This window comes from Tenacibaculum sp. AWR4_210, from assembly GCF_056160945.1.
Genome location: NZ_JBSWYF010000009.1, coordinates 24,462 through 39,837, shown reverse-complemented (window position 1 = coordinate 39,837; position 15,376 = coordinate 24,462). Strand labels below are relative to the sequence as shown.

Annotated in this window: 12 protein-coding genes and 1 riboswitch; of the genes, 9 read left to right on the top strand and 3 right to left on the bottom strand. The window is 39.2% G+C overall.

The window, feature by feature from the left end; genetic code table 11:
* Positions 1–9: 9 nt before the first annotated feature.
* Positions 10–810 carry a glucosaminidase domain-containing protein gene (locus ACXAG7_RS15930; RefSeq protein WP_408042805.1) on the top strand — a complete coding sequence of 267 codons (801 nt, stop codon included), beginning with the start codon at positions 10–12 and terminating at the stop codon, positions 808–810.
* 51 nt (positions 811–861) lie between these two features.
* Here the strand turns inward: ACXAG7_RS15930 and ACXAG7_RS15925 are convergent, their stop codons facing one another.
* Positions 862–1,989 carry a vWA domain-containing protein gene (locus tag ACXAG7_RS15925; RefSeq protein WP_408042806.1) on the bottom strand — a complete coding sequence of 376 codons (1,128 nt, stop codon included), beginning with the start codon at positions 1,987–1,989 and terminating at the stop codon, positions 862–864.
* Between the two features lie 257 nt (positions 1,990–2,246).
* Here ACXAG7_RS15925 and ACXAG7_RS15920 point away from each other — a divergent pair, with 257 nt between their 5' ends.
* The 3 genes from ACXAG7_RS15920 to ACXAG7_RS15910 are packed head-to-tail and all read left to right on the top strand — an operon-like array spanning position 2,247 to position 5,719.
* Positions 2,247–4,475: a tetratricopeptide repeat-containing sensor histidine kinase gene (locus ACXAG7_RS15920; protein ID WP_476667431.1), complete on the top strand. Its 2,229-nt coding sequence runs from the start codon at positions 2,247–2,249 to the stop codon at positions 4,473–4,475.
* Positions 4,472–5,203: a LytR/AlgR family response regulator transcription factor gene (locus ACXAG7_RS15915; protein ID WP_408042808.1), complete on the top strand. Its 732-nt coding sequence runs from the start codon at positions 4,472–4,474 to the stop codon at positions 5,201–5,203. Before ACXAG7_RS15920 ends, ACXAG7_RS15915 begins: the two co-directional genes overlap by 4 nt.
* Positions 5,204–5,719, top strand: a complete 516-nt coding sequence (locus ACXAG7_RS15910) for a gamma carbonic anhydrase family protein (protein ID WP_408042809.1) — start codon at positions 5,204–5,206, stop codon at positions 5,717–5,719.
* A gap of 26 nt (positions 5,720–5,745) precedes the next feature.
* On the opposite strand, the gene ACXAG7_RS15905 is transcribed toward ACXAG7_RS15910, so the two are convergent.
* The gene (locus tag ACXAG7_RS15905) at positions 5,746–6,918 is read right to left on the bottom strand and encodes a metallophosphoesterase (RefSeq protein ID WP_476667430.1); all 1,173 of its coding nucleotides are present in this window, start codon (positions 6,916–6,918) and stop codon (positions 5,746–5,748) included.
* 202 nt (positions 6,919–7,120) lie between these two features.
* On the opposite strand from ACXAG7_RS15905, the gene ACXAG7_RS15900 reads away from it, so the two are divergent.
* On the top strand, positions 7,121–7,939 hold the full coding sequence (locus ACXAG7_RS15900) for a sensor histidine kinase (protein WP_476667429.1): 819 nt from the start codon (positions 7,121–7,123) through the stop codon (positions 7,937–7,939).
* Positions 7,936–8,643 (top strand): LytR/AlgR family response regulator transcription factor, encoded by a 708-nt coding sequence (locus ACXAG7_RS15895; protein WP_476667428.1) that lies wholly within the window; start codon positions 7,936–7,938, stop codon positions 8,641–8,643. The genes ACXAG7_RS15900 and ACXAG7_RS15895 overlap by 4 nt, the downstream gene beginning before the upstream one ends.
* A 74-nt stretch (positions 8,644–8,717) precedes the next feature.
* Here ACXAG7_RS15895 and ACXAG7_RS15890 read toward each other — a convergent pair whose 3' ends face one another.
* Positions 8,718–9,197, bottom strand: coding sequence for a hypothetical protein (locus tag ACXAG7_RS15890; protein ID WP_476667427.1), 480 nt, complete (start codon positions 9,195–9,197; stop codon positions 8,718–8,720).
* A gap of 137 nt (positions 9,198–9,334) precedes the next feature.
* Here ACXAG7_RS15890 and ACXAG7_RS15885 point away from each other — a divergent pair, with 137 nt between their 5' ends.
* The 3 genes from ACXAG7_RS15885 to thrA all read left to right on the top strand — a co-directional run bounded on the left by ACXAG7_RS15885 (position 9,335) and on the right by thrA (position 15,373).
* Positions 9,335–10,315, top strand: coding sequence for an endonuclease/exonuclease/phosphatase family protein (locus ACXAG7_RS15885; RefSeq protein WP_408042814.1), 981 nt, complete (start codon positions 9,335–9,337; stop codon positions 10,313–10,315).
* Positions 10,316–10,419: 104 nt separating this feature from the next.
* A riboswitch (SAM riboswitch) is annotated at positions 10,420–10,535 on the top strand.
* 128 nt (positions 10,536–10,663) lie between these two features.
* The gene (locus ACXAG7_RS15880) at positions 10,664–11,956 is read left to right on the top strand and encodes an O-acetylhomoserine aminocarboxypropyltransferase/cysteine synthase family protein (RefSeq protein ID WP_476667426.1); all 1,293 of its coding nucleotides are present in this window, start codon (positions 10,664–10,666) and stop codon (positions 11,954–11,956) included.
* A 15-nt stretch (positions 11,957–11,971) separates the two neighbouring features.
* Positions 11,972–15,373: a bifunctional aspartate kinase/homoserine dehydrogenase I gene (thrA, locus tag ACXAG7_RS15875; RefSeq protein ID WP_476667425.1), complete on the top strand. Its 3,402-nt coding sequence runs from the start codon at positions 11,972–11,974 to the stop codon at positions 15,371–15,373.
* Positions 15,374–15,376: the final 3 nt, after the last annotated feature.

The following is a 15,376-nucleotide window of genomic DNA, read 5'->3' as shown; positions in this document are numbered from 1 at the left end:
GGGATAGAAATGAGTACAAGGAATACATCGTACCTGTTACTGCTAGTGATGGCAAGCGTATTAGCGAGTTGTGGATCGAGCAAACGCGTGGTGAGTAAGCAACGACCTGTGATAATTGAAGAACGAGAAGAAGTACCTGAAATACCACAGCTAGAACAAATTCAAAAGAAAACGAAGACAACCACCAACCATACGGTTGCTTATATTGAAAAGTTCGCACCTATTGCTGTCAAAAAAATGCATCAGTACAACATTCCTGCAAGTATTACTTTAGCCCAAGGAGTTCTGGAGTCAGGAAGCGGACGCAGCCCTCTAGCTATCCGATCAAACAACCACTTTGGAATTAAATGTCACCGAGGTTGGCAAGGAAAAAGTGTGACCCATGATGACGATGAAAAGGGCGAGTGTTTTAGAAAGTACAAATACCCAGAATCTTCATATGAAGATCACTCAAAGTTTTTACTGACGCGAAAGCGCTATGCGAGTCTTTTCCGTTTAAAGCACACCGATTATAAAGGATGGGCATACGGATTGCGAAGAGCGGGTTATGCGACTGATAAACGCTACCCACAAAAGCTAATAGGGATTATCAAAAAGTATAATTTGGCGAAATACGATCGTATAAAACCTGGGAAAATGAAAAAAGTGACTACTCCGTCTTACAGTATCGGAAAATATTACAAAGTAAAACAAGGAGATACGCTGTATTCAATAGCCAAGCGATTTAATTTGAGTGTTGATCAGCTTAAAAAAGTCAACGGGTTAAAAAATAACAACCTGAGTATCGGACAACACTTGTTGGTACAATAAACAAAAAGCGAAGTAGTTTACTACTTCGCTTTTTTCAACCAATCAACTAGGCTACCACGAAAAGCCTTTTTTCGTGGCCTGCTTTTTTATACTTGTGATCACAGCATTTTCCAACTCGTCGGCGTTGTTTTTCTCTTTCTGATGTTTGGCTATATAAGCGTTTCTTTTTTTGTTTAATATGCGTATTTGACGTTGCAAATCGCTGCGCTGTTTCGCCTTGTTGTTGATGATTGTTTTAAGTTCTTCTTCGGTTTTGTTTTGTAATTGTTTGGGGAGGTCAGACGATTTTAACTCGTTCAAATCGAATTTTTTGTCTTTTGAGGCATCTACCAAATCCCAGTCGCCATTGCTGTATAAATATCCAGTTTTACTTACCGCGCGTTTTACGAGCACTTCTTGGTGTACGGTGAGTGCATTGTAATCCTGAACACTCTGATTTTTACTTTTTTTCCTGCCCGAACTTCCGTAGTACAGATAGGTGGTATTCAGTGTTTGGTTGAGCTGTAAAATCTCCTGATCATAGGGCGTTTCAACAGCGACAATATTCTTGTTGTGCTCGATCGTTAAATAATCGCCTTTTCCTAACATTGCTGCCGTTTTCCAACTTCCTTGAACTCCTAGCTGATAGTCGCCGCAAAAAATAGTATTTACTGTGATATCTTTTTCGTCGGCATCGGCTAAGGCCGATTTATAATGTACAGGACCTTGCGTAAAAGGTTCATTTCCTGCAATAAAAATCATACGTAAACCGGCTGTTTTTTGCGTCCAATCTAATCGAGACACCGCTGTTTGTAGCACTTGACCACAAAATTCGTCGCCTCCGTTGGTCGTTAAGGAAAACAATCCTTTAGAAATTTCGTCTAAATTGCTGGTAAAGGGTAATACTTGTCGCAAATACCCTTGACTCGATGACAAGCTGCTATTTCCGTATTCGTACAAGGCAATTTGTAAGCGCGGATTTTTTCCGTTCTTTTTTGCATACGAAAGTTGGTTGACAATTTCCCAAAGTTGAGCCTTGGCTTGATTAATTAAGCCGTCCATGCTATTACTGGTATCTAGTAAAAGTGCGACCTGTATTACGGGAGAGGCTGCAGTGGTATGGGGCTTTGCGCTGGCAATACTAGTCACGCAAAACATAAGACAAGTGATGAAGGTCTTTTTTAACATAGGTTGATTCATACAATTCGTGTTTGTGTTGGTACTCTTTTGCGTTTGCTAGTTGATTGGGATGGGATAAAACTACTGTGAAGCTTTGGTAATGAAAAGCCAGAATGAGTGACCGCCCTAAATAGGCTAGTTAAAAAGGAAAACAAATGAGTAAAAGCGGTATTTTTACAAGTGTATTCTCGAGTTTCTTGAAAAGGCGATTTTTTTTATCGATTTTTTGATGATAAGTTTACGCTCGGAATACAACTGCTTTTATAATGTACAAACCTATGTGGAAGAAAATTTGTCTTATTGCCATGCTCCTGAGTTTTCAGGGGATATTAGCGCAACAATCGGAGTCTACGGATGCATCTGAAGGAACACAGTTTGTAGTAGAAGTTAAGATTCTTGACAAGGAAAACGACAAGCTTATAAGTACTGCGGATGTCAGTGTTAATGGTGCGATTTTTTCGTATGATATGATTTGGGAAGGGTATTTGATCCGAGCCAGAATTAATGATGAGCTGGTAGTACGACATCCAGATTTTAAAACGGTATATCACACGATAAAATCAAAGGAGAAGATTAAAATTTACGTAGTGCCAGAACCGTTAAAACGCGGACGAAAGAAAAGTAAACGCAAAAAGTGGTACAGCTTAGTAAAATCAAAAGGGAGTGCTTCTAATGTACTCTTCCAAAATTTTTTGGATTCAGCACGTTATTACAAAAAAAGAAGTATCGATAAGAGTTTATCGTATGTCGAGCTCATGCTCAAGGAAGATTTGAGCCCGGCCAGAAAGGCGAAGTCACTTGAAGTATTAGGTCAAATTTACAGTTATTGGAAACAGTACGATTTGGCTATAGAGAACTTTGAGGCTTCCCTGCGTGAAAAGGAGGATATTGAAGTTCGTTTGTTATTGGCGAGGACTCAGTTTTTGCACGGTGATTTCGAGGCGAGTGAGAAATCGTATCGAGTGCTGTTCAGGGTAAATAAGAGTCAGTACAACACGGTATTGATGTACGAAGGTTTAGGTGATGTAGCCATGGCTAAAGAAGATTATGCTGCAGCGGTAATCAATTTTGAAAAGGCCTTGATTACAGCGAACGAAAATTTAATCAGGCCCAAAATTACGGACCTCAATTCTAAATTGGCAGAAGTATATGCCAAACAAGGTCGCATAACTGAGGCAGATTCGCTATTTCAAAATTCCTTAGAACTCGCCCACAAAGAAAACCTAAAGCGCTCATTGGAGGAAGAAGAAAAAGTAGCTAATTTTTTTAATATCTCTCAGCGTTACGACGATGAAATAGAATTGCGAAAAAACAGTTTAAAAAAGACCGAAGGTGTTTCGATGAACGTAGAAGATAAGGAATCGCTGGTCGACTCCATTACTTCGCAAAAAATCAACTATAAAATTGGAAATGCGTATTTATTGAAAGACGAATACGGCAAAGCGATTCCGTTTTTTGAAAAGAGTATCGTAGAAGCGGACAAGAGTGAAGATTTGATAGTACAAAAGGATGCGACACGTAAACTGTCGGAGGTATATGAATCGGTTGGTGCCTATTCCAAAGCCTTTAAAGTGTACCGAGAATACGTAGAATTAGTAGATTCGTTATATGTTAAAAAAGAGCAGGAACTGCAACAGATTAAACGTTTTAACAAGCGAATAGCAGCGAAGCAAAATCGCATTGCCAGCTTGGAAAAAGATCGAGAACTCTCGGAAAGTAAAATAAATCTGGCCTATAAAGATCAACAATTGACCAACGAAAGTAATAGGAAACAGCAAGTTATCATTTATTCACTCATTGGAATGATGCTGCTTATTAGCTTTTTGGTGTATTTTTTATTTCGCTACATCCGCCAACAAAAATTGGCCAACAACTTACTCGCGTTAAAGTCCATGCGTTCACAAATGAATCCGCATTTTATATTTAACGCACTGAACTCTGTGAACAGTTTTATCGCGGTGAATGATGAGCGCAGTGCCAATAGGTATTTGTCAGAGTTTTCGATTTTGATGCGATCGGTACTGGAAAATTCAGAAGAAGATTTTATTCCCCTTTCCAAAGAGATTGAACTCTTACAATTGTACGTAAAACTAGAACACAATAGGTTCCAAGATAAGTTTGATTACGAAGTGCGTATCGAAGAGGATATACCACAAGACTCGTTTTCCATACCTCCTATGCTATTGCAACCCTATATAGAGAATGCTATTTGGCACGGTTTGCGATACAAAAAGGATAAAGGACAATTGTCGATATATATGGAGTTAGCAGCAAACGATGTGTTGCGCATCCGAATTGAAGACGATGGTGTAGGCAGACAGAAGTCGATGGAAATGAAAACTAAAAATCAATTAAAACAAAAATCTAAGGGGATGAGTACCATTAAAAATCGCATTGATATTATGAATGATATGTACTCAGACATCATTGACGTACGTATTATGGATGCGGAAGCCGATGGATCGGGAACCGTAGTTTTGTTAGAACTTAAAAAAATGACACTGTGAAAATTTCAGCAATTATTATTGAAGACGAAAAAATAAGTAGGGATATCTTAAAGAATTACCTGAAAAAATACTGTCCAAATGTCGATTGTATGGGGGAGGCAGATAATATTCAAGATGGAAAAGAACTGATTGAAAGTACCCAACCAGACCTGGTGTTTTTAGATGTTGAAATGCCCTACGGAACGGGTTTCGATTTATTGGAACAATTGCCGGAGCGCAGTTTTGAAACGATTTTTGTAACAGCTTATGATCATTATGCAATTGAAGCGCTGAACAATCGCGCTTCTTATTATTTGTTAAAGCCTATTTCGATTGACGATTTAATCAAGGCCGTGGCGAGCATTGTGGAAGTAAAGGAGCGCGAAGTAGCTCTTGAAAATACGGTGTTAACAGCAAATACGAGCTTTACAAAAGGAAAAATTACCTTGCCACAGCAAGATGGGTTTGAAGTAATCGATGTCAATGATATTGTGTACTGTAAGGCAGATGATAATTATACAGAGGTACATTTGACATCGGGAAAACGTTTGGTTAGTAAAACCTTAAAGTATTTTGAAACCCTTTTACAAGAGTATCCGTTTGTTCGAGTTCACAAGTCGTATTTGGTAAACATCAATACCATTGTAAAGTACCGCAAAGGAAAAGGAGGGAGTGTTTTGTTGGAAAACGGACAAGAAATTATGGTTTCGGCAACGAAAAAAGCAAACTTATTATCGTATTTTAAATAAATGAAAATTATAAAAGCAGTACGAGGGAAATCCCCTCAAATTCCTGATGATTGCTACGTAGCTGAAAATGCTACCATCGTAGGAGATGTACAAATGGGAGCGGAATGTAGCGTTTGGTTTAATGCCGTTATTCGCGGTGATGTACATTTTATCAAAATGGGCAATAAAGTAAACGTTCAGGACGGAGCAGTAATCCATGCTACCTTTGAAAAATCACCGACAACCATTGGAAATAACGTGTCTATAGGCCATAATGCTATCGTACACGGTTGTACCATCCACGACAATGTTTTGGTAGGTATGGGAAGTATTATCATGGACGATTGTGTAGTAGAATCGAATTCTATTATAGCGGCAGGTGCCGTAGTGACAAAGAATACTCGTGTAGAAAGAGGAAGTGTTTATGCCGGTGTTCCAGCGGTGAAGGTTAAAGATATTTCAGAGGAGTTACTATCCGGTGAAATTGACAGAATAGCCAACAATTACGTCAAGTACGCCAGTTGGTTTCAAGAATAAATAAAAAGGGACGGGTGTCCCTTTTTTTACAATGCTTCGAGGGTTCCATCACTAAAGGCTCGAAAAAACTTTCCGTCTTTAATGAGCAAGCCCTCTGAGGATTTAGAAGGCCAATTAGACTGATAGTCCTTAGGATGCTTTACGTCGATAGCATAGACTTGTCCGTCGTATAGTTTTTGTACACGTCGTTGAATGGTATGCCCGACAACGATTTGTTTCGCCTGATATTTTTGTAGCATTGGGCCTAACTTTTCGGGTTGAAAGTCACTTTTAAAATAACCGCGATACCAAGAGATTCCCGTTTTGGTCGAATTGATAAAATCCGATGCTCCTTTGGTTGTTTGGGGGTAATAGCCTTGGAAATAGTTGTCTCTTGCGATGTTGTTGATGGTGGAGAGTTCAAGGTTGTAGGTCGTAATGTCAGGATGCATACCTCCGTGAGTAAACAGGGTTCCATTGATGCGTTCGATACTGTTTTTGGTGGCGAGCCACTGTCCTAAAAAGCTGTTCTTACCCCACAGTAATCCGGGATTGATTTTTAAAATGGTCGCGACACCCAAGTATTTTTTTGAGGCAGCTAGGTAGTTTCCAGCGAGGTTTTTAAGTTCGTGATTACCGAGAATAAAGTGAACTTGACCTCCCAATTTTTGGGCTTCTTGTTCTAGTTTATATATAAACCAAAGTACTTGCGTTGCGGAATTTCCGCGATCCATAAAATCACCGACCAATACCAAATGTCCTTTTCCAAAAGTCCATTGCAATTGCTTGTTAATAACACCATGAGCAATCAGAAAGTCTCTAAAGGTTTGGAATCCACTTTCTATATCTGAAATAGCGAGTATGGGCTCTTGGTCTGTATAGCTAGCAGGTGAAACTGCCGGGAGATTTTCCAGTGTGAAATTAAAAGTAGAAGATTCTAAGGCAAAGTAACAAGACAGCGCTTGTCTATCTTTTAAGGCTACCCGTTGAGTGCTGCAACGGAAGCCGTCCGTTTTATTTCCCTTTAGGTAATTGATAAGTGCCGTACTGTCGTTTTCTAAAAAGACATAAGGTCCTTCGTTATGAAGTTCTTTTGCTTTACTGTCTAAACTTCCTCCAATACTTCCGTTTAGGCTAAGTAGTACTAGTAAGCCGATGACCAACAGAGAGATAAAGGTTCCTATGACGTGCTTTAAGTAGGTAATAATACGTGTTTTCATAAGTAATATTTGTTTTTTAGCAAACCTAAAGGCCGTGTGCTTCACATTAAAATTCATGGGCTATACAGCAGAAAATTTTACCGAAACAACGGTTGAGCGATGCGTTTTGTTACAGGGTGGTCTATGACTGTTGTTGGTAACGAAATCGGGTTGTTTGTCCCAACTTTTATATCTTGTCCTTTTGGGAAGTTACTTTTGAACTATGAAAAAATGGAAATTACGACAGCGTATGCTCAGCTGGAAAGGAATTGTCTTGGTGAGTTTATTGGGGCCTTTAATTGGCTTGTTTTATCAATTGGTTATCTTAGGTAAAGATTCTATAGTCTTGTTTGCTGACACGCCGATAGTGTTAAGTCTATTAATTATAGGCTATTACTGCCTGCTATTTGTTTTCGGAATTGTGTGGTTCTTTAAACAGTTACAATCCTATTTTGCGATAAAAGAAGCCTTAAAGCAAAGCCAGCTGAACTACTTGAAATCACAGGTAAATCCACATTTTTTGTTCAACGTGTTAAACAAGCTTTACGGTGAAATAGATAAGGATACGAATCAAGCAAAAGAGGTGGTACTGCAATTGTCAGAGCTGCTGCGCTACGGAGTATATAAAGCACAGGCAGCGCGTGTTTCGTTACGGGAAGAAATTTCGTATTGCGAGAGTTTTATAGCACTTCAGCGCATGCGTTACCACCGGTCTGTTACCGTAAACTTTGAAGTAAATATCGATAGTGATTCCTATGAAATTATGCCCTTGGTATTTATCAATTTGTTAGAAAATGCCTTTAAACACGGTGTTGAAAAGCTGCGTAAAGAGGCGTATATAACGATAGTGTTGACAGCTAGTAAAGGACAAGTGCGATTTTTGATAAAAAATAATGTACCTGAAGAAACTGGGGTTTATACAACCGGAGTGGGACTGGACAACTTGGAAAAACGCCTAGCATTGGTATATCCGGATAGGCATGAATTTAAAATTTGTACCTTGGAAAACGAATTTATTGCAGAGCTAATACTGAAGGTATGACACGTTACTTAATTATTGATGATGAAGCCATAGCCCATGAAATCATTCGAGGGTATTGTGATAAAATCCCTGATTTTCAACTGGCGAAAAGTTGTTACGATGCGGTGGAGGCGTTGGCTTTTTTAGGAAGTAATACTGTTGACCTCATTTTTTTAGACTTAAATATGCCGATGCTAAAAGGCTTTGACTTTTTAAGAACCTTATCACATACGCCAAAAGTGATAGTTACGACAGCGTATGCAGAACATGCTTTGGAAGGATTTGAAATGAACGTCGTTGATTATTTATTAAAACCTTTTGGTTTTGAGCGTTTTTTAAAGGCGGTAAACAAGGTAATGACAGTGGTCCCAGAGCGTGTGCCAACTACTGAAAGCTCGGAAGAACCGCTATTTTTCAAAGTAAAAGGGAAACACGTTCAATTGCGTCCTCGTGAAATTTGCTATGTAGAATCGGTAGGGAACTATTGCAAAATAGTCACCCTGTCTGGAGAATTTTCGTTGCGAACCAGTTTGACTGATTTACTACAGTTACTGTCAGGTAAGGGGCTTCTTCAGGTACACAAATCTTTTGCGGTCTCACTGGAGAAAGTAGATGTTATTCAAGGGAATCGCATGTGCATCGGGAGCACCACTATTCCAGTGGGTAGGACGTATAAACTGCGAGTTCAGGATGTATTAAAAAAACAAAAAAGGCTCGATTTTTAATCGAGCCTTTACAAAACTAATCTACTAGCTAATTAACGTCGGGTGTCAATTAAGCCATCACTAACAAAGTGATTCTATTCATCGCGGTGGTCGCGATCCCTTCTGAGTTTTCGGTTGCGTTTGTGTTTTTCTTTTTTAATGCGTTTCGTCATTTTCATTTTTTTACGCATCATGGTCTTTTCAAAACGTTCAAATTGTTTTTCATCTAAAATGTTCATCATGGCGCGTTTGAATTCAATTTGCTTGTCTAAACGAGCATTCATAGCGTTAAAACGTTGATCAGCCGTTGGTTTTGCCTTCTTTTTCTTTAAGGCTTTACGCTGTTCTTTCATAGCTCTTCTATCGGCAATCTGAGCTTCTAACAAAGGTTGAATTTTGCGTTGTTGTGCGTTGTTTAAGTTTAATCGCAGTGTCATTTTTTTGACTGCGATGGTGGCTTGTTGTGCTACGGTCATCGGATTTCTTTCCTCATCCATTCCGCGTTCACCACGCTGTGCCTGAACGGCAGTTGAATAACTTAATACGAATATTAAAAAACCAATTACTTTTTTCATCTTTACTATTAATTTTAATTACACCTCTATGACTACCCTAAAGTAAAAAGGTTTAAATTTGAGGGAGATTATTAACAATTTTTTAGTAATCGCAATGTTCAATTAAGTAGTTATAATTAATCTAATACAAGTTTCCAATGAAACGTTTTTTATCTTATTTAGTCGGTCTTCTCGTGATGTTATTATTGATTTCAACAGTGTTTTTTTATTGGGCATCTTCGTCCACACTCGATAGTGCATCCTATGCTAGTTTGCGCCAAAATTCGTTTGAAACAGCTGTCGATACCGATTCGGTTTACAGTATTGTTACCTATAATATTGGCTATTTGAGTGGGATGACGAACAACAAAGCTGTAGAAAAACCAAAATCTTTATTTGACACGCATTTAAAACGAGTTTTAGGAGCATTGGAAAAAGTGAATCCAGATATTATCGCCCTGCAAGAAATCGATTACGATGCTGAACGATCGCATCAAGTAAACCAAGAAGAGGCTATTGAAAAACTCGGGTATAAATACATTGCGAAAGGAGTAAATTGGGACGAACGTTATTTGCCATTTCCCTATTGGCCACCGAGCATGCATTTTGGAAAAGTGGTTTCAGGTCAGTCGATTTTGAGTAAGTATCCTCTTAAAGATTATGAACGCATCGTATTGCCTCGCGTCGAGGATAGCCCATTTTATAGAGATGCTTTTTATTTGGAACGTTTGTTACAAGTGGTAAAAGTGACGATAGAGAATCGCGATGTGGTTTTGTTGAATGTCCATTTAGAGGCTTTCGATAAAAAAACACGTGCAATTCAGTTAGCAGCAGTAATGAAGGAATTTAAAAAATACAGCGCTTCCTATCCAACAATTTTATTGGGTGATTTCAATAGTGATCCGAAATATACCGATCCAGTAGTTCAAGAATTATTTGATGCTCCGGGGATAGGAAATGCTGCTTTTTCAAAAGATAATTACGATTTAACTTTTGATACAGCGAAGCCTTTTGAGCGATTAGATTATATTTTCTTTACAGAAAAAACCTTGCTTGAAGTGGAGGGTAAAGTACTTAAAGAATTTGGTCAAGCCTCTGATCACTTGCCTGTTGAGTTGCGTTTTAAATTCGTGAAATAGCAAGGACTCAAGGAAACATTTTGAAAAAAAATAAAATAATGTTTGGATTTTAATTTTTTATTTTGAAATCTTTGTACTCGTAAAAGTTCAAACACTTATTGACGATGTTATCAAGAAAGGTGGAGGGATTAGACCCTTTGAAGCCTTAGCAACCCTTTGCGCAATGCAAAGAAGGTGCTAAATTCTACCAGTTGTCACAGACAATTAGGATAGATAACACAAGAAGTTTCCTTTTTATTCTACAGGGAACTCTATGTAATTTCTTAATAACATTTTTCTAGTAAGCAACACCTTAGGGTGTGTTTTGGCTTTTGGTTTAATTTTTAATTAACTCAAAAAACAAGAAAAATGAGTACACAACAATTCGCAACCCAAGCGTTGCACGCAGGACATGACGTAACAAGTACAAGTGGAACAAGAGCCGTTCCAATTTATCAAACAACTTCGTATGTTTTTGACAACGCAGATCATGCGGCAAATTTATTTTCGTTAAAAGAACTAGGGTTTATCTATACCCGATTGAACAATCCGACGAATCAAATCTTACAAGACAGGCTGGCGGCTTTAGAAGGAGGGGTCGGAGCGGTAGTATTCGCCTCAGGGACAGCGGCCATCGCAACGGGCTTGCTCACGTTACTAAAAAGCGGCGATCATATTGTTGCTTCGAGTAGCCTGTACGGAGGTACGTATAACTTGCTCAATGTAACCTTACCTCGTTTGGGGATAACTACCACTTTTGTCGATCCAAGTGATCCAGAGAATTTTGAGAAGGCGGTGCAAGCAAATACGAGAGCTGTTTTCGTAGAATCACTCGGAAACCCGAAGCTAGACGTGTTGGACTTGAAAGCCATAGCTGCCGTAGCCAAAACAGCAGGAATTCCTTTTATAGTAGATAATACCGTTGCCACTCCAGCCTTGTTAAACCCGATAGAACACGGCGCTAATATCGTAATTCATTCACTGACGAAATATATTGGAGGGCAAGGGAATTCTCTAGGTGGGGTAATTATTGATGCCGGGAATTTTGATTGGTCTAACGGGAACTTTCCTGAATTTACAGAGCCTTCAAAAGGGTATCACGGTTTGGTATACCACGAAACGTTGGGGGCAGCTGCGTTTACGTTTAAATTAATTTTAGAAGGATTACGAGATTTTGGAGGCGCACTTAGCCCTACCAATGCCTTTAATATTTTACAAGGACTGGAAACGTTAGATATAAGAATTCAACAACACAGTAAAAATGCGCTAGCACTAGCAACTTGGTTGGAACAGCAAGAAGAAGTAGCGTGGGTGAATTATCCGGGCTTGGCTTCGAGCTCGTACAAAGAATTAGCCGATCAGTATTTGCCAAAAGGACAAAGTGGTATCGTTACCTTTGGTGCAAAAGGAGGTTTTGAGGCAGCGAAAACCATTGCCAATACAACAAAACTCTTTTCACTACTGGCAAACATAGGAGATACCAAATCACTGATCATTCATCCGGCAAGTACAACACATCAACAGTTAGATACGGCATCACAAGAAAGTACTGGGGTTACACCCGATTTGATACGTCTTTCGGTTGGATTGGAAAATCTAGAAGATTTAAAATCTGATTTAAAAGCAGCGTTCAGCGAACTAAAAAAAACAGTACTCGTTTAAAAAACAGGTCTCGTAATGGCAGTAAAGCAAGATTTACACAGTATTGAATTACTCAAATATACCGCAGAAAGCGGTGCCCAATTCCATCATTTACCGTTAAGTTATCAGTTGTTTGGTAAGCCTTTGGGTACTGCTCCTGTGGTTCTGATCAATCATGCTTTGACAGGAAACAGTGAGGTGGCAGGAGCATCAGGTTGGTGGAGTGCTTTGGTGTGTCCGAAGGGGGTTATTGATACAGAAAGGTTTTCTGTACTCTGTTTTAACATTCCAGGTAATGGATATGACGGTTTTATCATCGAAAACTACAAAGATTTAGTAGCTCGAGATATAGCAAAAATTTTTCTGAAAGGCTTGGAGCACCTCGGTATCGAGTCGTTGTACGCACTGATAGGTGGGTCCTTAGGAGGAGGTATTGCATGGGAAATGGCGGTGTTGCAACCGAAAATTACCCAACACTTGATTCCGATCGCAACGGATTGGAAATCCACAGATTGGCTCATCGCAAACTGTCAAATTCAAGAGCAAATTTTAACCAACTCAAAAGAACCAGTGCACGATGCGCGTATGCATGCCATGCTCTGCTATCGAACACCAGCCTCTTTTAAAAATAGGTTCCAACGTTCGGTCAACGAGGAGCTAGCAGTATTTAATGTTGAGAGCTGGCTTTTGCATCACGGAAAAAAATTACAAGAGCGTTACCAGTTAGCCTCTTACAAATTGATGAATCAGTTGTTAAAAACGATTGATGTAACGAGAGGGCGCAGTTCGCGCGAAGTACTGGAGTCTATCCAAGCAGAGATTCATCTTATAGGTGTGGATTCTGACCTGTTTTTTACTGCAGAAGAGAATCGAGAAACACAACGAGATTTAGCAGCAGTACACCCACATATTACGTACAATGAAATTAATTCGCTTCACGGACACGATGCGTTTTTAATAGAGTACAAACAATTAAAAAAAATCATTTCAAAAATAATTGACGATACGTCAAATTCACGAAAAATGAAAGTATTAAAATTTGGAGGAAAGTCACTTTCGAATGAAGGTGTTGCAAAGGTTGTCGATATCATAGAAAAGAAAGTTCATGGAGGAGAGCGAATTGCAGTCATTGTATCTGCAAGAGGGAATGCGACAGACATTCTTGAGCAACTCCTTGAAAAAGCAGCAAAAAACGAAATATATCAAGATCAGCTAGAGGCTTTTAAATACGAGCAATCGAAATTAACGCCTTTGTTAGATTATACCCAAGAGTTCGGAAGAATAGAGCAATTGCTAGCAGGAGTAGGACTTTTAGGAGATTATTCGTCAAAAATTAAGGATGAAATCCTAGCACAAGGAGAATTGTTATCCATAAAAACGGTGACAGAATTGTTGGAGCAAAAAGGAATTCCAGCTGTAGCTACAGATGCCAGACACCTGTTAAAAACGGATGGGAATTTTGGAAATGCACAACCATTACTCGATGTTTCAAAACAAAATGTGGAGCAATTTTTCGAAGTTAAGGCCGTGGAGAAAATTCCTGTAATTTCAGGTTTTATCGCTTCTACTTTGGAAGATGAAACCACTACCTTAGGAAGAAATGGAAGTAATTATACGGCGTCGTTGATCGCTAATTATTTAAATGCCGAAGAGCTTCAAAATTACACCCATGTAGACGGTATTTTTACAGCAAATCCTGACCTCGTTGCCGATGCTCAAAAGATTGAAGAGTTGAGCTATTCTGAAGCCAATGAGCTGGCAAATTTTGGTGCTAATATTTTACATGCAAAAACGATCATTCCGCTGTTGGAGAAAAACATCAACCTTCGTATCGTAAATACATTTAACCCAGCAGACAAAGGAACTTTGATCACCTCTAAATCCAATGCAAAAGGGATTAAATCAATCTCAGTTCTCGAACAAGTGGCTTTATTGAACTTTGAAGGAAGGGGCTTATTGGGAAAAGTAGGAGTTGACGCCCGTATTTTTAAGGCTTTGAGTAATAGAGGAATTAGTGTGAGTATTATTTCACAGGGTTCGTCAGAAAGAGGAATCGGCTTAGTAGTTGACAAGCAACAAGCAGAGGAGGCAGTAAAGGCATTGGAATTTGAGTTCGAACACGAACTGTATACCAAAGATGTGAGCAAAGTTTCCATCCTTGAAGATGTAGCTGTCATATCGATTATCGGGCAGGATTTAAGTGAGTTTCATCAGCCTTATAATGCCTTGATAAAGAATCAAGTGGTTCCGTTGTTGTTTAACAATACCATAACGGGGAAAAACGTATGTATGGTAGTGCGCAAAGCAGAGCTGACCAAAGCCTTGAATGTAATTCACGGTCAGGTATTTGGTGTAGCAAGAAAGATTAACATCGCAATTTTTGGAAAAGGACTGGTGGGAGGCGCTCTTATAGAACAGATTTTAGCCCAAACCGAAACAGTATTAAAGAGAAGAAAGGTGCAGCTGTCTATTGTAGCGATTGCAAATTCAAAGCAGGTAGTACTTGATAAGAATGGAATTTCGGGAAATTGGGAACAGCAGTTAGCAGCCTCGCCAACGGTGGAGTCTGGAGTTGCAGAGGTAATTTCGTATGCTCGCGAACACCATTTAGAGAATTTAATTGCGGTGGATAATACAGCGAGTGAGTCGTTTGTAAAAAACTATTTCCAATTGATACAAGCTGGTTTTGATTTGGTATCCTCGAACAAAATTGCCAATACAGTTTCGTACGACTTTTATAAAAATTTACGCGGTCAGTTGGATAAGTACAAAAAGCAGTATTTATATGAAACCAATGTAGGAGCAGGATTGCCACTGATTGATACCATTAAGTTACTGCACGATTCAGGTGAAAACATCACCCGTATACGCGGCGTGTTTTCCGGTTCGTTGAGCTACTTGTTTAACAGGTTCTCAAAAGAAGATGTTTCCTTTTCAGAAGTGCTGGAAGCAGCCATCGAAAAAGGGTATACAGAACCAGATCCTAGAGAAGATTTGAGCGGAAACGACGTGGCCAGAAAACTCTTGATTTTAGCCAGAGAACTCGATTTAGAAAATGAATTTAGTGATATACGCATAGAAAATTTAATTCCAAAAGATTTAGCCGATATATCAGTTGATGGGTTTTTAGATAATCTAAAAGTATTAAATAGCGGTTTTGATCAACTGAAGAAAGCGCAGCAACCAGGGCATGTGCTGCGCTACATCGGCGACCTGTACGGTGATTTACAACAAGCCAAAGGCGAACTGGAAGTATCCTTAGTTTCGGTACCGGAAAGCTCTCCCTTGGGAAGCTTACAAGGATCGGATGCGATATTCGAAATATATACCGATTCGTATGGAACCCAGCCTATTGTGATTCAGGGAGCTGGTGCAGGAGCACAAGTGACCGCACGTGGAGTATTTGGCGATATTTTACGATTGATAAACAACAACTAAACC